At 64.5% G+C, this 21,967-nt stretch carries 17 protein-coding genes; 2 read left to right on the forward strand and 15 right to left on the reverse strand.

What is annotated here, in order from left to right:
* The 4 genes from eccCa to ABZ319_RS04035 form a co-directional block, all read right to left on the reverse strand.
* The coding region (eccCa, locus tag ABZ319_RS04020) for a type VII secretion protein EccCa (RefSeq protein WP_354984814.1) at nt 1-1,636 on the reverse strand (1,636 nt) is incomplete at its 3' end.
* Nucleotides 1,637-1,743: 107 nt separating this feature from the next.
* On the reverse strand, nt 1,744-3,297 hold the full coding sequence (gene eccB / locus ABZ319_RS04025; RefSeq protein WP_354984815.1) for a type VII secretion protein EccB: 1,554 nt from the start codon (nt 3,295-3,297) through the stop codon (nt 1,744-1,746).
* Between the two features lie 6 nt (nt 3,298-3,303).
* The gene (gene eccA, locus ABZ319_RS04030; protein ID WP_354984816.1) at nt 3,304-5,064 is read right to left on the reverse strand and encodes a type VII secretion AAA-ATPase EccA; all 1,761 of its coding nucleotides are present in this window, start codon (nt 5,062-5,064) and stop codon (nt 3,304-3,306) included.
* An 858-nt stretch (nt 5,065-5,922) separates the two neighbouring features.
* Nucleotides 5,923-6,990, reverse strand: coding sequence for a hypothetical protein (locus tag ABZ319_RS04035; RefSeq protein WP_354984817.1), 1,068 nt, complete (start codon nt 6,988-6,990; stop codon nt 5,923-5,925).
* A 158-nt stretch (nt 6,991-7,148) separates the two neighbouring features.
* Between ABZ319_RS04035 and ABZ319_RS04040 the strand changes: the two genes are divergently transcribed.
* Nucleotides 7,149-8,105 (forward strand): NlpC/P60 family protein, encoded by a 957-nt coding sequence (locus ABZ319_RS04040; RefSeq protein WP_354984818.1) that lies wholly within the window; start codon nt 7,149-7,151, stop codon nt 8,103-8,105.
* Nucleotides 8,106-8,117: 12 nt separating this feature from the next.
* Here the strand turns inward: ABZ319_RS04040 and ABZ319_RS04045 are convergent, their stop codons facing one another.
* From ABZ319_RS04045 to ABZ319_RS04060, 4 genes are all read right to left on the reverse strand, one after another.
* Nucleotides 8,118-9,950, reverse strand: a complete 1,833-nt coding sequence (locus tag ABZ319_RS04045; RefSeq protein WP_354984819.1) for a hypothetical protein — start codon at nt 9,948-9,950, stop codon at nt 8,118-8,120.
* Between the two features lie 112 nt (nt 9,951-10,062).
* Nucleotides 10,063-10,977, reverse strand: a complete 915-nt coding sequence (locus tag ABZ319_RS04050) for an NlpC/P60 family protein (RefSeq protein WP_354984820.1) — start codon at nt 10,975-10,977, stop codon at nt 10,063-10,065.
* Nucleotides 10,978-11,458: 481 nt separating this feature from the next.
* Entirely contained in the window at nt 11,459-13,204 is a 1,746-nt protein-coding gene (locus ABZ319_RS04055) for a type VII secretion target (protein ID WP_354984821.1), read from the reverse strand.
* A gap of 13 nt (nt 13,205-13,217) precedes the next feature.
* Nucleotides 13,218-13,769: a hypothetical protein gene (locus tag ABZ319_RS04060; protein WP_354984822.1), complete on the reverse strand. Its 552-nt coding sequence runs from the start codon at nt 13,767-13,769 to the stop codon at nt 13,218-13,220.
* Here ABZ319_RS04060 and ABZ319_RS04065 point away from each other — a divergent pair.
* Complete coding sequence (locus ABZ319_RS04065) at nt 13,768-14,010, forward strand: hypothetical protein (RefSeq protein ID WP_354984823.1); 243 nt, start codon at nt 13,768-13,770, stop codon at nt 14,008-14,010. The genes ABZ319_RS04060 and ABZ319_RS04065 overlap by 2 nt on opposite strands.
* A 102-nt stretch (nt 14,011-14,112) precedes the next feature.
* On the opposite strand, the gene ABZ319_RS04070 is transcribed toward ABZ319_RS04065, so the two are convergent.
* The 7 genes from ABZ319_RS04070 to ABZ319_RS04100 all read right to left on the reverse strand — a co-directional run bounded on the left by ABZ319_RS04070 (nt 14,113) and on the right by ABZ319_RS04100 (nt 21,946).
* On the reverse strand, nt 14,113-16,611 hold the full coding sequence (locus ABZ319_RS04070; RefSeq protein WP_354984824.1) for an AAA family ATPase: 2,499 nt from the start codon (nt 16,609-16,611) through the stop codon (nt 14,113-14,115).
* Between the two features lie 141 nt (nt 16,612-16,752).
* Entirely contained in the window at nt 16,753-18,816 is a 2,064-nt protein-coding gene (locus tag ABZ319_RS04075) for a hypothetical protein (protein ID WP_354984825.1), read from the reverse strand.
* Between the two features lie 62 nt (nt 18,817-18,878).
* A complete protein-coding gene (locus ABZ319_RS04080; RefSeq protein ID WP_354984826.1) occupies nt 18,879-19,184 on the reverse strand; it encodes a hypothetical protein in 306 nt (101 codons plus the stop codon).
* A 24-nt stretch (nt 19,185-19,208) separates the two neighbouring features.
* Nucleotides 19,209-19,601, reverse strand: a complete 393-nt coding sequence (locus ABZ319_RS04085; RefSeq protein ID WP_354984827.1) for a hypothetical protein — start codon at nt 19,599-19,601, stop codon at nt 19,209-19,211.
* Entirely contained in the window at nt 19,594-20,322 is a 729-nt protein-coding gene (locus tag ABZ319_RS04090; protein WP_354984828.1) for a hypothetical protein, read from the reverse strand. The genes ABZ319_RS04085 and ABZ319_RS04090 overlap by 8 nt, the downstream gene beginning before the upstream one ends.
* On the reverse strand, nt 20,319-20,654 hold the full coding sequence (locus ABZ319_RS04095) for a hypothetical protein (RefSeq protein ID WP_354984829.1): 336 nt from the start codon (nt 20,652-20,654) through the stop codon (nt 20,319-20,321). The genes ABZ319_RS04090 and ABZ319_RS04095 overlap by 4 nt, the downstream gene beginning before the upstream one ends.
* Complete coding sequence (locus ABZ319_RS04100; RefSeq protein WP_354984830.1) at nt 20,651-21,946, reverse strand: hypothetical protein; 1,296 nt, start codon at nt 21,944-21,946, stop codon at nt 20,651-20,653. The genes ABZ319_RS04095 and ABZ319_RS04100 overlap by 4 nt, the downstream gene beginning before the upstream one ends.
* Between the last annotated feature and the right edge of the window lie 21 nt (nt 21,947-21,967).

Below are 21,967 nucleotides of genomic sequence, written 5' to 3' on the forward strand. Positions count from 1 at the left end.
GCCCGGCGCCTTGTTCGCGTGCTCGTTCGTAGTCCGCGACGCTGGCGAAGTTCCCGGCGTCGCGCAGGACGCGTTGGCGGCGGATCATCTCACCGTTGATGACGTCTTCCATGCGGGTGACGAGGTCTGCTTCCTCCTCCATATTGGTGACGACGGCTGTTACATGAGAGAGCTGATCGAAGCCGAGAAAGGTTGCGCCACCTTTGAAGTCGACGAGTAGTAGGTTGAGGGCGTCCGGTGAGTGAGTGGTGACCGCGGACAGTATGAGAGTGCGCAGAAACTCGGATTTACCCGAACCGGTTGCGCCGATGCACATTCCGTGGGGACCCATGCCGTCCTCCGCGGATTCTTTGATATCGAGGAGCAGCGTCGTACCGGCCGGGTCGTGTCCGAACGGGATGCTCAGTCGCGAACGGTCGGCTTCGCGGCGATGCGGCCACTGCCGGTCCGGCCGCAAGGTGGCGGCGTCGGCGAGCGAAAGCATTTCCGACCAACTGGTTCCGGAGCTGGCCCGGTCGGCGGCTACGGCCTCCACGACGGTCGAGAGCCGATGGGGCGCCAGTCGGCGGGCCAGGCAGATCGTCGAGTAGAGGTCGAGCGCGTCGGCGATTCCGACCTTGCGAGTACCGCGTGCGGTTACCTCGTGCATGGTTCTGTCCGGGTCGACGGTGAACCGCAGCGCACGGGGCAGGAGTTGATCGGCACGTCCGAGTCTGAGCCAGGTACATCCGTCGATGCCGGAGATATCGCGTTCGGTCGCGGATCCGCCGACGTCGACGATGACCACGTAGTGTTTGCGGTCTTGTGCCGGTTCGGAGTTCGCGGAGAACGGGCCCCGGTTCAGACCCGCGAGCACCTTGGAGCGGAGCTGTGCGACATTGGTGTAGATCATGCGGGCCGAACCCACGGCGTCGGTGTCGGTGTGGTGCTGGCTGTGCGGGAGCCACTTGAGCCACGACCAGTCAGCGGAATCCGGATCGGACACCACCGCGGCGATGGCGACCTGATCGGGGCCGTGCAGGACCGTGACCTCGGCGACCATCGCACGCACGAGCGCCGCTACCCGCCCGGGGTCTCCGGCAAGGCTGATCTGGGGTGTGGACAGCAGATTGATCGCGACCGGCATGCCCCCGACCGTTGAATAGGCCTTCGCGAATCGGGTTACCTCGACGACCCCGACGGGGTCGAGGTCGGAAGTTGGGGCGGCTTCGGGAACGATGACGCGTACCTGATTGGCGATGCGCCCGCGCCCGACTCGAACTCGGAGGAATTGTGGACTGGCGGCCTGCACTTCCCACATGCGTTTGCTCGACACCAGATGGTGCAGGCTTGCCGGGCCGGGGTGTATGTAGCGCAGGTAATGGTGGAGTTCGCTTTCGGCTTCGTGCACGCCTTTGCGGCTTTCGGCCAGGCTCCGCAGGTAGTCCTTGCGTTCCTCGTTGAGGCCGGCGGATCCCGCACCCCCGCCACCGGCCATTCCGCCACCCATCATGCCCACCATCGACACGAGCATCATGAGCGGAAACAACATCGCCATCGGAGAAGCTCCGGCGCCTCCGCCTCTGAACATCATGACCATCATTCCGGCCATCGCGGCGACCATGACCACCGGCAGCACCATGCGGAATTTGGACATGGGGACCGGTCGAGGCAGTTCGGTGGGGGGTTGCAGTCGCAACTCGGCGACCGCGGGCGCTTTGGGACCGCTTACCATTCGCGCGGGTCGCACGAAACGCCGGGTGGTCACGACCCGCCTCCGAGCCCGGTGCCTCCGAGGTTGACCGGTATTCCGTCGTGTTGAATGCGAGCGTCACGTTGGGACAGTGTGGGTCCGACAGCGAACAGCGACACAATGCTCCACGGGGCGAGGACGGGTACGCGCAATGCGAGGGCCCGCAGGGTCGCGTCGGCGTTGTCGGCTGCGGTATCGATTCCGTGGCGTATGCCGGTCTCGGTGATCCAGTACAGGGACTCTCGCCGCGGGGAGGCCGGGTCGGATCCGGTCACTTGTACGAACTGCCCCGTTGTGCGCGGGAGGTAAGCCGCGTCGGCGGTGCGGCCGCGGGAACCGTTCGCGGTGACCAAGGCGACGGTCTGATTCGATTCGTTTTCCCGTAGCGGTAGTTGTGTCCCGACGACGATGTGAGTTGTGGCGTTTGCGTCGTCGGCGCGGCGCTCCCATTGATAGCAGGTAACCGGATTGGTGCTGGGATCGACCAGGTCGATGGGACGCGGCGGGAATTTGGCTGTGCCCGGCCATATCCCAGGTCGCAGTGCGGTGGCCACGAGGCCCGGCCCGACGGTGCGGGTGGACAACGTTCCGGCGGTGTCGGCGTTGCGGATCATCGCGGCGAGTACAGAGCTCACGCGCACGGCGCCGGAGTTGGACAGGATGTAGAAGGAGGCTTCTGCGCCGGGGTTGGAGACGGCCAGGATTGTGCCGACCGGCGCGGTGTAGCCCGAACTCAAGGTCATCGATTCTCCGAAGCCGGGTATTTCGGGGGCGCGCAAGGGTGGCGCTTCGGGAATCGCGTCGAGCAGACCTCTGGAGACCGTGAGAACGGGCGCGGTGGCGTCGATCCCCAACGCGAGGAGTACGGGGGTGTCGGTCAGGGACACCGCTGCGCGTACGACTCCGGATTCGGTTTCGGGGTCGCGGTAGATCAGCCAGACTGTATCGTCTCCGCGGACCAGGCGCGCCTGATCCGCTTGCAGTTGTCGACCGGTGCTCTGATCGATGTTCAGCGGTGCTCCGATCGCCGTGGTAACCACTCCCGCTCGCGCCGCGGTGGGCAGTCCGGTCTCTGGATTGACGGGTGCGGCTGCGCCTAGTTGCGCGGAGTCGCATACCGCCCAGGTGGATTCGGTGTCAGGCTGGTCGACAAGAGTGGCGGGTGCACCCGGGATCCCGACCAGTGGTCCTCGGGGGAACTTGGAAATTTCCGCGCCGCTGACTTGAACGGGTTTGTCCGGAGAGCCGGCTATCAATCGGGCCGAGGTGAGATTCAAAGCGGGGTGGAGCCGGTCGCCGATGCGCACGTAGACGGCGCCCGAGTCCTTGTCTGCGACGACACGTGCGTTGCCGATGAGCTTGGCGGGCTTGAAGAAGGCCAATACCGCCGCGGCGGCAATGCACACGCAGGCCAGAGCTATACCGATGGTGAGCGCGGTGGAGCGGCCTCGTCCCGGATCATCGAGCATGGAGGTGTCGCGGCGAACGAGCGCGTGTTCGAGTCGGCGCAGCAGGAAGCGCCAGCCCGAGATCTGGTGTCGGGTGACGACTCGAAAGCGGGCCACAGCCGGCTACTCCGAGTCGGACGGGGCCAGTCCCGCCAGCGCCGTGGTGATGTCGAAGGCGTCGATGGTCATCAGTTCCAGGTCGGTCAGTTCCGACACGTCGGGGTGGTCGCGGGTGACGCGGTAGTCACGTTCGGATTCGGCCGCTTCGATGACGTTGCGTACGAATCGTCCGTTGCCAGCCAGATCGATCAGTCGTCGCCCTTGCCGCGAGTGTCGGGCCAATCGTTCACAACGTTCGCGCAGGATGTCGCGGGCAGCGTCCGACAGCACGGAGTCCTTGCCCTTGGCGATGTGGTCGGCGATGGAAACCAACTCGTCCGGATCGTACGACGGGAAACGCACTCGTTTGGTGAATCGTGAAGCGAGCCCGTCGTTGGAGGCGAGGAATCGGTCGATCTGGTCTTCGTACCCGGCGATGATGATGACGAGTTTGTCGCGGTCGTTCTCCATTCGCGCCAGCAGTGTGTCGACCGCTTCTTTTCCGAAAGCGTCTCCGCCCGAGAGACCTTCTTGGATCAGGGTGTATGCCTCATCGATGAACAACACCCCTCCGAGCGCGGAGTCGATGAGTGCGTTGGTCTTCGGTGCGGTGTGCCCCAGATGTGTTCCGACCATGTCCTGACGGGAGACCTCGATGACGTCGGCGTTGTCCACCACGCCCAGCCCCGCCAGTATCTTGGCGATCACTCGCGCGATGGTGGTCTTGCCGGTTCCGGGTGGGCCCGAGAAAATGAGGTGCTGTGACTTGGTGTCCACGGCCAATCCCCGGGTGGCGCGTACGCGATCCATTTGGATACCCGACCGCAACCGTTGGACTTGTTCCTTGACCGACTGCATACCGATTTGCGCGTCGAGCAAGGTGGAGGCTTCGCGCAGTAGCGCGCTGCGCTGTTCTTTGGCCGCGAAGGCCATGACCTCGGCGGGGTCGGCCCCGGAACCGGGGTCCCAGCGGTCGGTTCGAGATGCGATCACGTCAGGCGTGGTCACCTCGAGTCGATAGGCCTTGTCTCGCAGAGCTTGTTGCCAGATCGATCGATCGGACCAGAGTGCGGATCCGGGGAGTCCCGCCAGGACTCGTTCGGCCGTGTCGTGGTCACCGGTGTGGCGCAGGATCATACCGAGCAGAAAATGCGCGTCGGCCCAGATGTAGGACAGGTTGCCACTTGCGCTTTCCTCGACGATTCGTTTCGCGCGCGGCAGGGCTTCTCCGAATCTTCCGAGGTGGGCCAGGGATTGGGCAGCCATCAGTTCCGCGGCGATGTCGAGAAGACGGTCGCTGAACGAAGGCGCCTTGGCGCGTGTGCTCAGAACGTCGGGCCATCGACCGGTGCGAAAGTCCAGGGTCATGCGTACGAACTCGGCGACCTCATCCGCTCGGATCTCCGCGAGCATCGTCGCGGCTTCGCCCCACTCCCCCGCATCGGCGTATTCGCATGCCTGGGCGATGGATATCTGATCCCGGTCCGCCATCGGCATTCGGAGGCCGAAGACACGTATCTCGGCTTGACACCAGAGCGTCCGCTCGACGAGACCCGCCTTCTGCTGGTCGCGGTAAAGGTTGTGTACGGATCGGTACGCGCCATAGATGACTTCGGCGGTGATCTCGCCGGCCATCGCGCGTCCGAGCCACGCATCGCACATGTCCGGGTCCAGGTCGGTGGCGGCACGAAATGCCGCTCCGGCGCGCTCGTCGTTGCGGACGCCGCCGGCTACCAAACCTAGGCATTGCACGCCGGTATAGAAGGCGTCTTCGGCCGCTGACACTCGGAATCCTTCCGCCGATCTCGCTTGGCTGAACGATATCGAGGGCGTTGCGGGCCGCATCCCGGGTCACTCCCACCGGTGGGAAGAAGCAGCCGACCTATTCCCAGACATGAATATGCCGCCAGTTATTGGCTCATTAAACAACGTATCGTTGAGTGCTCAATACTCACTGATCCGCGGAGTCGACGAACCTCCCGAGCGGAACGCTCCCCGACCCCTTAGATCACCGTCGTGGAAGGGACGGTTTCCTCATGTTCGACTGGCATTTCCTCGCAATGGCGGGGACTACGCTACTGTGCCTGATTGTCACCGGGGCCTGCCTTCGCCCCTACCCTCACCACGCTCGTGGCGAAGATGCCCCACCTACGACATCGAATTCAGTTGAGCTCGAATCAATTTCGCATCATGAAGCGGACGACAAGACAGCGGCAGCGGCGTTGCTGTCACCGGGTGAGCTACGTCGGGCACACGAGCTGATGCAATGGCATCGAGAATGCCGGGTCGGCTCGTGTCCCGACAAAACCGCGGCCTTCCGAGCATTGGTGGCGGCTCATCACATCGTGCCCGATTCTTCGCGAGAGTGCGCGCTGGCCGATCCTCGTCCAATAAGCCGCTGTTGAGCGAGCCTCTATTTGACGATACTCTCGTGACGGTTGGTTGTTCGCTTCTCGAAGATCCAGCCGTCACTGGCCCGGCGCAGGACCAGAAGCGCATGGGCCTGGGCTTGTCAGATCCGCACTGCTCCCCCGGCAGGTCGCCCAGCCGTAGCGACGACCGACGAACAACTGCCCGTTCGCCGGTCGTCGCCGTGGCGCGGGCTCGGATACTCCCGCCGGACACCCTCTCCGAGCCGCACGTTCATACGCCGCCCTGATCGGGCACCAATGATTCCTCTGGTTCCTGAACCGATTCGTCCGGCGACGTGACCGCCGGGGGCCTCTTACGATCGCTCGGCAGGCCGGGTGCGGCTGGAGCGACGGATCCCGGTGACGTCACCGCGGGCGCTGAGTTCTCTTGTGCGGGTGGCGCGTCCACGGTCGACGGCACGAGCACCGGAGGTGCGGAGTCAGCCGACAGCACAGGCTGGGGTGGCGCGACAGGATCGGGCGCAGACGCGGGGGGTGAGCTCGGGCGGGGGTCCACCGACTGTCTCTTGTCTGTATCTGCGCCCTCGTTCGACCGCTCCTGGTCACTCTTCTCCTGCTGGGAGTTGTCAGGAAGCAGCGTGGGCAGCATAGCGAGCATCGGTACGGCGAGGCCGAGTACTCCCTGCAGGATCGATCCGATATCAAGTCCCCCGCCCCCACCGCCCGCTTCCCCACCGGTGCCGCTAGGAGTTGCGGTCCCGCTGCCGGCACCGCCGGCCATTTCCTCGTTGACCCGCAGCACCTTTCGGATGTGCTCGAACGCGGCCTGGATGGCATCGGAGATCTCGGCCAAAAGCGTGGACTCTTGCGCGGCGCTGAGACGTTTTGTTTTCGGATCGGCGCCCTTCTGAGCCAGATCGAACTTGTGCTGAAGGGTGGTAAAGATCGAGTTCACCGCCGCGAGGGCTTTGACTCGTCCGGAGCCGACGACGAGAGTCGCGGCCGCGACCTGGTCATCGAGCTGCTCGAGTGTCACGATCCGACCGGCCAAGCCATCAAGCGTCTGAGTGTACTTTTCGACGACCTGCCCCGAGGATCCGGACTCGGGCAAACTCGGTGGCACCAAGTAGGGCTGTGTTCGCCGTGGGGGCGGGCATGTCGGTCCCCGGCCCAGGATGTTCACGGCCAACAGTCGCGCGGCCTCAGCCGCGGCGATGACCTTCTTCAGCCCCGCGCTGGCACCAACGGGGGCTACAAGCGGTTTCGCACGATGGTGAAGGTCCGTGCGCGTGCCCAGCGTATCGAGATCGACGTCGTTTTCCTCGGTTCTTGACACCATTCTCCAGCGCCCGCCTTTCGATTTCCTCAATTGTCACTGCTTCCTGCGACTGGGAAACGGGCTACCTCTCTCTGGTGGGAATTCAGTCTCGCCGAGCAGGAGTGAAAATAGGATATCCGGCCGTCGCGGCGATCAATCACAGAGAATGGCCTGGTCAGATGATGGACTACGCAGAGCAAGCAGACTACGCTTTGCGGGCTTTGCGTGGGCTGTATGGCACGGCCGGACCTCGTGGGCTGGAGATTTCCGCTCCCCGCACGAAAATCGATCCGCTACCGGAAGGTGGATCGAAGGCGTTCGGCATCGCCGCCTATGGCGAGATGGTTCGTTCCCATACACATGCTCTCGACACGACCGCGTCGAGAGACGAGGACGTGCGCACGGTAACCCGCACCGTCGGTGATGGAACGATCGTCGGGCGGGTGGCGCTGGACAACCACGTCGCTGATTTTCGATCGCGGGTTCAGGCGATCGCGGCGATCGCCGACACTCGTCTGAGTGTTCCGGCGCTCTTGGATTCGGCTAATCGGCTGTTGTCATCGGCGGGCTCCCAAGTGAATTCGGACGCGATCGCGGCGCAGCGGCAGGCCGCCCAGATTTCCGCATCGCCGTCCCCTGTTCGGCGACGGCGCATTCCGCGGCGATCGAGGGTGGCCAGGGTCGTGCCTGCGGGTCAGAGGGATCGCCCGAATTCAGCCGTGCGCGGTCCGCAACGTCGTCGCGGCACCACTGGCGATTCGGTGGGTGCACGCGCCGAGAATGCGGCTGCGGCTTGGCTGGGAACCCCGTATGTCTGGGGCGGTGGCGGTGCGCAGGGTCCCAGCGGAGGCGGATTCGACTGTTCGGGTCTGACCCAATACGCGATCGCTCAAGCAACCAATGGTGAGGTGGTGCTGCCTCGGACGACATACGATCAGATCAACAGTGGGGTCCGGGTCCATCCCGGTGATGCCCGCCCCGGAGATCTGGTTTTTCCGCGGGATCCGTGGGGTTCGAGAGGTCCTGAGCATGTCCAGTTGGCGGTCGAGGGCGGCGTGATCGAGGCGCCATATACCGGGGCTCGGGTGAGGAGAATGCCGATGCCCGCGGACGCGGTGGTTGTACGGGTCTTGTGACTTCGGTCGGGTTCAGGTCGTCGTTGCCGTTTCGAGTCCGATGCCGGCGCCGGTGGGGCGGTAGAAGCCCACGAATTGACCGTAGTCGCCGTGGCCGTCGTCGACCGGGAAATGCTGGTCGAGTGGAACAAGTTTGGTGCTGGCGACGGTGTGAGGCACACCGTCTTTCAGCACGATCAATCCTGTCCGGTTCTCCCATCGCACGACGTCACCGGTGCTCAGGTCCGCGGGATTGTCCAGCTCGGCCCACGGGTGCTGTTGCGTGTTCTCGCCGGTGGTTCCCTGGTAGGCGGCGTGTGCGTTACTGCCGTTGGCGTTGTTGAGTTCCCGGTTGAGCGCCTCTGCCACGACCGGTGGACCAGCGACCTGCACGGTGCTGCCATCTGCCTGAGTGATCGTTATCGGTCCGACCGGCGCGGCGGCGGGGTCGGGCGCGGCAGCCGGTGCGCCGGGGGTGTCCGCCTGGACTGCTGGGGCCGGTGCTGCGTCGGGTTGCGGTGGTGGTGTGTCGTTCGGGGCCTCGATCACTCGATCCTCGCGCGGCTCGGTCTCGGTCGTGGCGGACTCGTCTCGGGGAGGTCGGCGGGTCGTGTTGTTGTTTCCGCCCATTTTTCCCGCTAGCGCCTGCGCGAGCATCGACATCACCATCGGGTTCTGCATGGGATCGCTGCCGGCAGGAGAGGAGGTCCCCGTTCCTGTGGCGGCACCGTTGGCGATGCTTGTAGCCAGTGATTTCAAAGCGGCGCTGAGTTCGGGATCAGGCGCGCGGTTGGAGTCCCGCAGCTGGTCCGGGTCGGAATCGAGGTCACCGCCCAATCCGAGCTGGTTCAACAAGTCCGAATCGCTCGGGGAGGTCTCGCCCCAGTCACCAGGGCTATTCAGGTTCTCATCGGTCGTATCGTCCGCAGTAGCGGTTCCGGCGTTGCCTCCCGCTTTTGTGCCCGGAGTGGTCTGTAACTTCTTGGACGCCTCGGCGACCAAGTCGTGCACGCTGCCTATTCTCGCTTCGACCGCGTTGCGCGTGGATTCGATTGCGGTGATGAGACCGCTCTCTATTTCTTTGGCTAGTGAGTACGTCCACACGTTGTCAATGACCTCTACCTTGGTGATCGCCGCACGTAGCTCGGTGTCCAGCTTTGCGAGAAGTTCGCGTATGTCATGTGACTCTTTCTGAACCTTAGCGACTATACCTTCGGCAGCTCCGGAAATCTGTGAACTTTTCACGACGAGCTCGTCTATCAATTTATCGATTTTTCCCTCGTTTTCCACATAGGGTTCGTTGATGGCGGATTCCATCGTGCCCGAGCCGAAGCTCCTCGATATTATCTGCGTCACTTCACGACCACGCGAAGGAGTGCCCGCACCCAGCAGGTCGACAAGCATCTGGAGGGCTATCTCGTTCAATCGGATGATCTCGTCCAGCGTGTCACTTCTCCCGTTGGGCCGAAACAGAGACACTCGAAATAGATGCTTCTTCTTATCGTCGGCAGGTACGAGATACGACAAAAGTGAGCCATTCTTGTCGTAGAGCGCAATGCTCCCGTCGTCGCCGACTCGAAGATTGGCTGCACTTGTAGTGCGTGTCTGCGTAGACCACAATGTGCTACTGAATGCCCGTGACACTATTTTCAAGGAGCCATCATCGCCGAGTGTGGCCCATTGCTCTCCGTCGAATTTCGCGGGTCCGGACGACCACGTGATGTAGCCGTCGCTTCGAACGAGAGCGAGGCCGCCCTTCTCGTTCCACGACAGCGTGTACTCGCCATTGCCGGACCGCAAACTGGCGAGCTCTTGCCCAACCATGAGGCGGTCGGAGTATCGGGCATGGATTTCTGCTTCAGACATCACGGTCACCTTGGTTTTCGAACATCGCTTACTTGTCGAGCAATGCCGGTGAGAGGGTAGCGCGGGAGCGCGCGCCGTTGCTGCCAGTCTCGGCTATCCCCATGGCTGGCAGTCATGTCCAGCGTGAGGCCACATAGCGTTTCGGGAGCGAAGCTATTCGAACTTTACTCGGCTTAGGACCTCCTGCATGGACCACTTTTCCGTCACCGATATACATCATGACATGTCCGGGCCTCGAACCTTTGAACAGATTCTTCGGATAGATCAGATCTCCGGGCCTGATTTTATTGGCAGGTATACGCCGGGTGGCAGCCAGCTGCTGGGCTGCGTTGTGCGGAAGTCTCACTCCAGCGTGTGCGGCGGCATACTTCATCAATCCCGAGCAGTCGAATGTCGATGGGCCATCCGCGGCCCATACGTACTTCTTTCCCAACTGGGCGAGTGCGGTGCGGACGGCAGCCTCACCCGCGACGGTGCCCCTGTCGCGGGTCCGGACAAGATCCGAGAGGTAGTGGTCGGACAGTCGGTCCACCGCCCGGGCTATTTCCGCGCTGGTGGCTTGGGTGTCGCCCACAATGGTGTGCGCCCGCCGGAGAGCCTGCACCATGAGATGGTCGATTTGTCGGCGCCCCGCGGGGGTGAGCGCGGCTGAGTTCAGTGCGCGGATCCGGGTCACCACATCTGCGCGAATCTCCCGTAGCTCGCTCGCTGCAGCCTTGTTCTTCGCGGCGAGCTCCGAGAGATACTTGTTGAGCTGGCCGTCGAGCCTGTCGTAGGAGTTAGCGGCATTGCGCTGGTACAGGGCGGTTCGCTGGTACTCGTCGAGTCCGCCGACGCCGTTTGCGGGGTTGGCGGTGGCGGGTGATCGAGAGGCGGGTATGTCGCCGCCGGCCCCGTACAGCCGCTCGATATCCGATATCGCCTGCAACGCGCGAGCGGCTTCGGGTGATACTCCCCCACCTGCGGGCTGTTGGGAGTTTCCGCCGAGCAGGCCGCCGAGAGCTTGCCCCAGGATGGGCAGCACCATCGCCGCGGTGGCAGCGAAAGGTGCCGCGACCTCAGCGAGTCGAGTGAGGTCGATCGGTGGCGCCGCTGGGACGGGCGGGGGGCGCGTGTCGGGGTCTTCGGGCTCCGCGGCGGGTGAGCCGGGCTCTTTCGCAGGCGTCGATGCCGATGGGACGTCAATCTGCTGGTCACCGACTGCGGTCGAGAGGCCGCCGGTTGCAGAGGAAGTGAGCACCGGCCCGAAGGAGTACGTCATCGGCGTCCGGGGGTCGGGGAGGGTTGCCAGGCCAGGTGATTGAGGTTCGGAGACACTGGGCGCGGTGAGTGGAGGCGCGGCGGCGGGGTTTCGCTTCAGCTGCCACGGAGTGGGATTGACACGATGATCGGTTCGCGGCGCCGGAGCCTCCCCTTGGTGCCACTCGGATCCCGACTCGCCCGTGCCGGAGGAGTCGGGAGAGGAAGCGGTCATAGTCTCCGCATGGGTCACCAGAACCGTCCCGCCGTCAGGTTGCCGGTGTTGTCGGCGGCGGCATGTCCGTCGGCGCGGAGGTGATGGCGATGGGCTTCACCGCTGGAGACGACGCGGCACCGCCCGGCACGATGGCGGTCGCGGCGGTCGTGGCTTCGGGCCGGAAGCGCGGATGCTGGATGAGTTGGGCATGGGCATACAAGCCGTCGCGCAGAGTCTGACGGGTCGGTGTTGTGGCCAACGGCAGCAACAGCTCGTTGCACCGCCGTTCGAATTGCAGATGGTGCAGGACCGGATCGTGGCTGGGGCGCAAGTGCCCCAACGGTACTCGGCTGGTGTCGTGCCGCCGGGTCATCACTTCGGCCGCGAGCAGAGCATCCGCGTCGTGCAGGGCCTGCCAGAGGTGCTCGCTGACATCACGGTTCTCCGCGAGAGTGTCCAGTATGCGTTCGCGGATACGGTAGGACATGCCCGCTTCGGAGGTCACCGGCGCACGACCCCAGCGGCGATGCCCGTCGTTAGCGAGTCGCAGGCACTGTTCGAAGACAGCGGAATCTTCGACCGATGCCATGAACTCCAACGATTCCACCGCTCCGGTGAGTCCGAGCCGGTCGGTCGTATCGGCGGTGAATACTCGCAGATTCACGCTGGCCTCGGGGGACACGTGTTCGGCGGTGGCGACGTCGGACAACATCGCGCGCAGTTGTGCGTCGATGGGACCGGAGGATGCGAGTGCACTCAGTTGCGCACCGGCTTTGTGTCCCCACTCTCGGGCGAACTCGACCAGAATGCGAGCGGGGTCGGAGACGCCTTCCCAGCCGGCTACTCCCGATTCGGCCTCACGCGCCAGGAATTCGGTCCAGTTCCACGGTGTCGATGCTTCTCGCGGCAGGTACACCGCGGGTGGCAGCCACCCCCGTGCTTCGTTCGAAGTCAGGAACAGGCCGAGGCCCGCGGGTCCACGCATGACCGATACAGCCCAGCTCATCCCGATCGCACTCGAGTCCAGCGCTGCCAGCACCGAACCGAGCAGGGTTCGAGCGATCACCAAGTCTTGACTGACTGTTTCACCCAGCACATGCACAGGCTCCGCCGCATGGTCACGAGCCGCGGCGACGGCTGCGAGGAATGGTGTCGGTGGCGGCGTATCCAAACGGCCGCTGACGCCGTTGGAAGTGACGCGGTCACCGCCCACCGTTGTTGGCACCGAGCCCCGTGACGATGTCCCCGATGTCGCCGTGTAGAGGCTGGACGGGCCGCCGGTGCTCGACTGCGCCGGAGCGGCCGCCATTGTCGTCGGGGTCGGACCGGACGGGGCCACCTGATGAACAGATTCGTCCTGCGATACGGCGTGGGAAACCTGGCGCTGGTCTTGACCTGCACCAAGGCTGTGGGCCGGGGCAGACGTGCCGGCGGAAGCATCGGGCATCGCGGTGCCGGTGGGAGCGGAGAGTTGGGCGCTGGTCGTGTCGGTGCCGGTGCGCAGGATTGTGAACGCGGCGTCACGGTCGGCACGTTCGTATGCGTCCGCTGCTTCGCGGAGTGTTGCCGCGGTCTGGTCATGCGCGTCGGCGAGACGATCGCCCGCTTGTTTGCGTGCGTTGAAGAAGTTGTGCAGCGCGATGCGTACCGGCTCGGCGATCGGACCGTAAGCCTCGGGGAACGCGGCCAACCAGTCACTCGGTGGTGCGGCCCAGTCCCGGGTGTCGATGGCGACTTGATCGTGGTTGAGCGCCGCACGGCGCAGAGCCATGGGATCGAGATCGAGATTGTCGGTCACGGGCGTGCCTCCTTCACCTCGACGATGGATCGGCTGGATCGGTTGCCGCGGAGTCGGTTCGGCGAGCGTCGGTCCAAGCGGTGGCCGCCGCACGGATCTGTGCCATCGAATCGGCGTCGAGCGCCTCGAGCACGCGAGCGGTTTGGGTTAGCAGGTCGGCGGTGTCCTCGTCGGTGCACGCCACACGTTCCGCGATTGCGACCCGTTCGGTGCGATAGAAGGGATCCGCGATATCGTTGAGGAATTGCGCGGTGATGACGCCGTTGTCCGCGATGAAGGTGTCGATCCAGGTAGGGGGACGCGCCCACGCTCGCGTTTCGAGGGCGCTTGTTGCGTGTTGGGCAGCCCGCCTGCGTAGTTCGTCGGTATCTATGTCGAATTGCTCGCGCATCGTGGGCACTCCCCTTTTCTCTCCTGCGTTACCCACATTGTGAAAGCTCCCCACGCTTGGGGAGTGGCTTTTCGCAGGTGGGAAGGTGTGAGACTCGGATTCCGTGGCGCGAGCAAGCATCTGGGCCGAGGGCAGCAGGTTCCCTGCTCGGTGCAACAACGAGGGAGTGGACATGTGCTTTGACGATCTCGCTCTGCCGATCGAGGTGGAACTCGAGACCTGTTTCGTTCGTGATCGTGCCGGAGCCTCCGCCTACCTGAATTTTCTGATGACACGAGGATTGGGCCGCGAGTGGGCTATGTGGTCCGAAGACGATCATCGTGAGTTCGACGAGGTGATCGAGGAACTGGCGGACTTCTGGCGCCGGGAAACCCGCCGACTGGTAGCGGCACTCGTCAGCGGTCCCGGGAACTGATGACGGAGGTCGGTACATCACGAAAACCGGTTCGCAGTCCCGTTCCCGACCCGCGGCTGCGCAGACCTGTACGAATGTATAGCAGCACTGTTCGCGTATCGGCTATGTCTTGCGTGCCATGGCCTGATTTCGCCACTGCTGCGTCTCGCGGTGGACGCGGTCCTCGAGATCCGGTGGAAGGTGCCAAATGATGTCGGATCGCGTGGTGATCATGAGCTTTTGGCGGATCGCCGCGACTTGGGCGTCCACTGTGCGGATAGAGGAGCCGCGTCGTTCGGCGATCGCCGCGTTCTGCCAGCCCGCTGCGGCCAGGGTGGCGACCTCGGATTCCGCCGGGGTCAGATCGCGCCAGCGTGAAAGAGCGCGAGCCGGGCCGATCGAACCGGGAGCCACATCATCGAGGGAAAAGTCGCCCAGCACGAAGCGCTGTAACTCGTCGGCTTCGGGTCGGAGTAGAGCGCCGCGCCGCGCCATCGAGGCATAGGCCTCGCGGCCCAGAACCTTGGTAGCGACGTTGATCGCATTGTCGGTCTCGCGGGCGATCAACGGTGTATCTCGAAATCCGAAACCCATGGAACGATGAAGGGTGGACAAGCCGCCCTGCAGGGTCGCGACTTCGATAGCGACGGCGGCAAGGTGCTGCGCCGGGTGTGCAGCCTGTGCGTCCACCATGGTCGCAAGCACACGTGCGCGTGCTGCCATAACGTATTGGACCACCATTCCACTGACCCAGCGGTCCCCACCGACTTGATGCTTTTGCACCAGATCACGTCCGGCTCGTTCGGCCGCATTGGGGTCACCGTGAGTGGTCAGGGTGATCAGCCAGGTCAGCTCGGCACCGGAAACTTCTTCGGCCGCCCCCGAGATTTGTGCGTTCTTCAAGTACTGATATGCGGTATAGAGGGCTTGAGCGGGCTGATGAAACAGGCCGCCCGCCAGGACCAGGAAGAGCTTGCTGCGTTTGACGCCTGCCTTGTCACCGATCTGCTCGAACTTGTTGTGCGCGCGGGTGAGCACGTCGATCGCGGCGGGGTCGAGTTGCATGAGCATGTCGAATCCCCAGGTGAATTCGACGGGGGCGGGTAGGCCGATGTCGATTCGAGCGGTCGACCGCCAGTGCTCACGCACGTCATCGTCGGGCAGGCAGGCGCGTGCGCATTCGTCGAGCAAAATGCTTGTGTAGTCGGGTCGCCCCTGCCACAGCGCGTTCCATCCGATCAGAGCGGTAGCGGCGATGCGGAGGTTGGTCGGTACCACGCTGGCGGTGCGCGTGGTGTCCAGAGCTTGTTCGGCCAGGCGGGTGATGATGCGGTTGGCCGCCAGTACGAACGGTGCGCGGGTGCCCATCAACAGGATGGCGATTTCGAGACCGACGACGGCTTCTGCCGGGTGGTCGAAGCTGGTGTCGATCGCTTGCAGGAGGTCCTCCCACGCTCCTCGCGCCCAGGCCAACCATGCCGGCTCCCCTGCGCTGAACCATCCGGCTTCTCGTGAGATGACCGCGTCCCGATAGTGGCGGCGGTGGCGTGCGAGCAACGTCGCGGGGGCGGTCGGGTCGCGGCCCACAAGCCGTTGGGCGGCGAAAGCGCGAACGCTGTGCAGTAGGTAGTACCGGACGGTGGTCGCGGTGAAGTGCGTTGACACCAGCGAACGTTCGACGAGTCGTTCGAGCAGCCATGTGATGTCCTCGGGAGACAGGTCCGGGCCGGCGCACACCGCTTGTATGTCGCGCAGTTCGGCTCCGCCGCCGCGGGCATCGGCATCGGTGGATTCGAAGCCGGACGCGAACACCGAGAATCGTTCCAGCAGTAGCTGTTCGGCGGGAGTGCAGATGTCATAGGACCACGCGATCGCGTCGCGTACCGCCCGGTGGTGGTCATCGACATCGGCAAGATCTTGCGGGTGCCACTGCATTCGCTGGTCGTCGGGCTTGCCCGAGAGCTCACGCAGAACCGTTTCGATCGGCAGATGTGAAAGTCTCGCGGCCGCCAGCCTGATGAACAAGGGGTTGTTGTCGACTCGTCGACAGATTTCCCTGGCGACTTCGAGGTGATGTGGATCGTCGGGGATGGGGCGGCGGGTGAGACGGGCGTGGCGCTTGAACAGGCCGATGGCACTGTCGATCGGCAGTGGCGGGATAGTGAATATGTACTCGTCGGACCAGCCGAACGGCTCCCGGCTGGTAGCCAGGATCACCAAGCTGGGGAGGCTCTCGAGCAGGTTGGTGACCAGGGTAGCGGTGGCAGGTAGAAGATGTTCGCAGTTGTCGAGGGCCAGTACCGTGCGGACGCGCGGTTCGCGGGTTGTCAGGGTGTCCATCAGCACGTCCCACGCGGACCGGCCGGTGGTGTCGATGGTGGCGACCCAGCGGACCACCTCTTCGGCGATAGCGCCGGTGGTGGCGTTCGGGGGCAGGCGGTTGAGCCTCGCCCAGTGCACCGCGGTGTCGGGCTCGTCCAAGTTTCGGCGGGCCACTTCCCCCACCAGGCGTGTCTTTCCGATGCCGGCGGGTCCGGTCACGGTGATGAGGCGGGCGTTGCCTGAATGCTCGAGTTCGACGAGCGTCCTGAGTTCCTCATGACGTCCGATGAATTCGCTCACCGCCCCGAGCCCTGGGGGGTTGCTACGTGGAGTCTCTCGCATGATGTTCTACATACTTTCGCCGTCCCGGGGAGCAACCGGTCACCCTCTGCCGGGATCTCGCATTCCGGTCGAGGGCGGCTATTGTCGCATCCGACGACGCTACTTCACACCGCCACGTGGTGTCGTCGATTCTGTGCGGCAGTGGGCGTACGCGTACTGCAGCTCGCGGCGATTCCGCAATGTGGGCTCATTGCGTAGCAATAGAACAAGCTCAGTGCGTCGTCGGTTCAGGAGTAACTCCTGGATATGCCGGTCGGGGGTGTAGCGCGCGTCGCGGTTTCGCCGGGCGTGTAGGCGCTGGGTGATCAGGTCTGCACCGAGCAGGCCGTATCCGGCGTACAGACTCTCCCACCATCGGTCCGGGACTGGGCGCGCTCCTCGCAGGGCTGCGACGATCGTGGTACGCAGCTGACTCAGCTCGTCGAGGCCGGTCCTCGTGTGGGAGGAGGGCATCGCTGCCGCGGTGAGGCATCGTGCGACAAGGCCCAGGCGGTCCCGGTGCAGTTGCGCGCGGTCGAAACGAGGCAGGATGTGTGGTTCTCGGTTGCCGGCGAACGCGAAGCGGTCCAGTAGGCCGGGCGCCGACCGGGTGAGGTCGAGGATGGGTTCGGGCCGGACGGACTCGGCGAATGACGCTGCTGTCACGTCCATGCGAAGGTCGAGATCGATGGGATGTGTCGAGGCGATCGCGGACATCGTGGCACCGTGGCGTGGGCTCCAGCGGCTCGCGAACTCGGCGAGAATCTGTGCCGGGTCGGCGAAGCTGGTCCAGCCTGGGTCGGCTTCGTTCCAGTTCCATGGACTGCCCAGGTGCTCTGGCAGGTAGAACCCGCCGGGAATCCAGCCTTGTCCTTCGTTGGTGGTCAGAAAGACACTCACGCGTCTACCGTGCTGCAGGACGGCGATTGCGCAGGCAAGCCCAGGTGTCGAAGGCATGGCTGCTGCGATGCTGGCCACGAGCGTTCGAGCGAGGACGAGATCGGTGTCCACCGCAGGGCCGAGGTTGTGCGCGGGTGCGGCCGCAGCCGCGAGTGCCGCGGCGAGTGCGGAGTTCAGCACCGCATCACCGGCACGATCGCTCTCGTGTGATCTGGCGGGGGATTGGGGAGGCCTGGCTGAGACAAGTCCCGCGCGGGAACGAGAAGACTCCGACGCGGACGACCCTGCCTTGTTCTGTGAGATACGTTGTTTCTCAGTAGTTCTCGCTGCTTCTGTTGATCTGATCGCTGGCGTTTTCAGCTCGGAACGCTGCAGCGTCACCGGCTGTGCGGCACCGTCGAGGTGGATCAAGGGACGTCCGGTGGTTGCCGCCAGGCTCGCGAGCACCGGTGTGACAGTGGCGCTGTCCCGCGGCGTTACTTCGGAGGTTCTCTCGGGTACCGACAGCACCGGGTTCTCATCGCGCACCTGCCGAGATGGCGCGAACGCCGCAGCGTCCGCAGCGATGTGCTCCGGTCGCGTCGGCGGCTCCGCGTGAGCATCCTGGCCGCCTGTCACGATGGAATCGGCTGAAGCATGTAGGGAAGTCGCGTACAGAGTGTTCACGTCGGACGTACCCCATGGTCGGACAGGCGGGCCCACCTGTACCTGCGAATCTGAGGTGGATGCTGGAAGCGGCGGTGGGCCGGTCGACCGCTCGTGCTGCAGGGGAGCGATCTCCGTCTCCGACAGCTGTGCGGGTCCCGTCGGAGTGTCGGCGGCATCGAGCTGTACGGAACGGATCGGGTGTCGGACGAGTTGAGTGAGGTCGAACAGGTTCGTCGGGCCGATCTGCTCGATTGCCGCCTTGACGAGGTCCTCGACGTCGGCACGAGCGTGTTCGGTCAGCGCGGCGACGTGCTCGTCCGACGGGTGTTCGCCGGCGGGCTCTCGCGCGGCCGCGGCTCGATAGCCGTCGACGATGTCGAGGATCTTGTGACGGGTACGTTCGACGTGTCCCGCAAGTGCGTCGAGGGTGTCCGCGGCGGCGAGCAGGGTCCGGGCGAAGGCTTCCGGTAAGAGGCTGTGCTGGCGAACCACATCGGTGACGTTGCCGAGTCCCTGGCTCGAGCCGATGAGCTGGTCGAGTTCACGACTCGCGCGGACGGCTGCCGCGCTGTCGAGCTGGACCGCACCGGCGCGGGCAGCGTCCGCGAGTTCTCTCCATCGAGCTGGGGCGATCATGGGCCAGTCATCGGCGACGATCGCATGCCATTCGTGCGTCGGCCCCGCGGGTGATGGTTGAGTCACCGGCCGGCGTTTCCGACGGCATGCGCGCAATCATGGTCGGCCCAAGCCAGTTCCGCTGCCATGTCCTCGGCGGTACGGGTGACCGAGTAGGTACTTTCTCGGAGTTGTTGGGCCGCGTCCAGCAGAGCCGCTCGGAGCAGGGCCAGATCGTGGACGATGCGGCTGTCGAGGGAACTGCCGGTCGTGTGGTCCGGGGTCAACCGCTCGGCGGTGGAGATGACCGTGTCGGTCGCCGTCGATATGGCAGCGAGAAATCGCTCCGCGGCGGCGGCGATGTCTATCGGTGAGCCGATATCCAGCATGACTGTGCTCCTGGCGCCGAAAGGTCAGGCCCTGTCTCGGAATTCGTCTTGTTCGGCGGCCGTGTACGCCGCCTGGGTGGGGAGGCCGAACGCATCGATGGTGTGTCCGAGTACGCCGTTCGCCTCCATTTCCGAACGCAATCCGACTCGTGATTTGAGGTTGGCCAGGTGCGCGACTCGCAGTATTTCGCGCGCTAGCCAAATCTCTCCGTTGTCGCGCGCGTCATCATTGATGTGCAGTCCGATGATTTCCCCGTCACGGTTGCAGGCGGCTCCGACAGACTCGTCGGGATTGAAGACCTCGAAGGTCACCGGCGATTCGGCGGAACCACCGGCGAGTGGCTCGGCGTTGTTGAGCTCCGGCAAATCTGTTGTGCCCAAGCTGGATTGCGGCGTGTGGTTGGTTGCCTCAGTCACGGGAACTCCCGACGGTATGAGCGCTGGTCGCGCGATCGAGATTGGGTGTGTGCGTTGCCGGGGTGGACAGCGGGAATGCGGAGGTGATCTTGACGGAAAGCGCTGTCCACGACTGGTCGCGGATACGGTGGATCGTGCGCAAGGGCCAATATCGAGCGCTCATATACATGCCGCCGCTGCCGCCGGTCGAGATCTCGAGGCGGTCGGGCAGCGTTTCCGTCGAACCCAGGGTGACCGTCGTCGGCGGGGGACGGCGGTCATCAGCGGTGAACACCGCGGTGCCGGCTCCGGGGATGAACGCAAGTCGGCATCGCGGTTCCGTGGGTACGGTCAGGGCTTCGTTGTTGGTGGTAACCGTACAGTCTGGGTCGAGGAGCAGTTGCAGGATCCAGGACCGCGCAACGGCGCGTTCGTTCTCGCCGATGATTGAAATCGTATGCGTCGCAGCGAGATTGATGATCAGCATGCTTTCGTTGCTGGTGATACCCGCGATCAGCAGGCGCTTGCGTGTACCTGCGGGGGGCGGAAGATCATCCGCTGCCATCGTGATCGGGTTGGCACCGAGTCCGTTGCCGCTGGCGGGATGGGCGGTGACGGTGCCGTCTGCGATGGCGATCGTGTAGGCGCTGATGGGATCGTGCAAGCGGTCGCCGACAGCGGCGAGGCGGACGAGTCCTTCGTCGTGCAACCAGCGCATGGTGTCCGCGGTCGTTACCGTCATGCCGAGGCGCCGACGGATTCGGAGGGAGTCTCGGTGGTGACGGCTTCGCTCATGATCGCATGGTGTTGGCGTGCGGCATCGGCGGTGCTTTCGGTGATCGCGGCCATGATCTCGGTGGTCAGTGCGGCGCTGGTGAATCGCTCGGTGGTGCCGGGCGCGAGGTAGAGGTTGGTGAGTCTGCCCAGTGCGTCGACTTCGGGGATTACCGCGCCGCTGGGTGAGGGTCGTCGGGCTCTTATGCCGTCGATGCGGTCGCGCAGATCCGCGATGCGGTGCCGCAGGTCGCGAGCCATGTCGAGGGCGGCTTGCACGTCGGGGTGGATGTTGCTCATGGTGTTCCTCCATGGTGAGCGGGAGCGGCCGCCGTCGGTGGCGTCACGGCGGGGACAATGGCCGGTTTCTCTCCGATGACCGGGTCCGTGTGCGGGGTGTCGTCGACGTACATCAGCCGATCGGGATGCCACGCAACCACGCGGCCGCGGTCGTTGCCGTTGCCGCCTGGCGCACCGCCCGGCGCCATCGGCATGTAGGGCATGTAGCCGGATCCGGCCCTGTTCGAAGCCGCTGTGGTGTTCGCGGGGGCGCCGTAGGCGTCGATCACCGGCGCGCGCGGTGCCACATTTCCCGAGCCGGCCGGGGCGGCGACCAGGGGCATGGGGCCGGCGATGCTGGGCGAGGGCAACGGGGCGCCGGTGAGCGAAGGGTCGTTCGGAACGGGTCCGCCCGGCGAACCGTAGCCGGGGTAGGGCGCGGAGGGAAGGTATTCGTCCGGGTAGTAGTCCTCCGGAACGTAGAGGTCGTCCTCGGAGATGGGGGCGTCATCGGCTGTAGGAGAGAAGGCGTCGGAGGCCATGGTGCTCAGTAGCATCGGCAGCATGCTTTCGAGCCCGCTCATGCCTCCGGAGTTCTGCTGTTGGCCACCACCCGGCGGAGTCTGGGTGTCCTCGTCAGCAGGTGCGGATCGAGCGATGTCGGCGAAGTAGTCGCGGGCGGTCTCGTGCGAGCGTGCTTTGAGCTGTTCGTACTTCGTCAGTGCCTGTTGGATCGCGATGTCGTCACCGGATTTGAGAGCGGTGATGAGGTCTTGCCGAGCCTGGGACAATTCCCGCGGCGTGGGATGCTTGGCTAGGGTTGAGTCGAACGCCGCGGCGTAATCGAGAATGCCCCGGGACACACCCGCGAGGCCGGTGGCGACCTCGTCCAGCTGTTGGCGGTGGCTGCGAATATTCGTCGCAGCCGCGGCGCCGACGGGAGTCCAGTCCTCGAGTTGGTCTGCCGCGTGTGCCAGCGCCGTTATCGCCTGCCTGTGCGGACCCTGCAGGTAGGTGGTGATGTCCTGTGCCAGCTGGCGAGACGCGTGCGTGCCGGGGCCCGTGTGGAGCTGACGCGCGAAGGTCAGAGGATCGACCGGCCCGGCAGCCTGTGATGCGGCGGGGGGCTCCTGCGAAAGTGTTATCGGTTGATCAGCAACGGGATTGACGATGATGGGCGCGCCGTTGCCGTTGAGGGCGCGACCAGCGTCATCATCGGTGGTGCTGTACTGCGTTGCGGCCGTTCCGATGTCGTATGCGGTGCGCTGAGTTTTGTTGAGCGCGAATGCCAATGCGGTGCGCAGTGCGAGCAAAGTTCGATCGCTCGTTCTCTT

The organism is Nocardia sp. NPDC005978, from assembly GCF_040614455.1.
In the GTDB taxonomy this organism is placed as follows: domain Bacteria; phylum Actinomycetota; class Actinomycetes; order Mycobacteriales; family Mycobacteriaceae; genus Nocardia.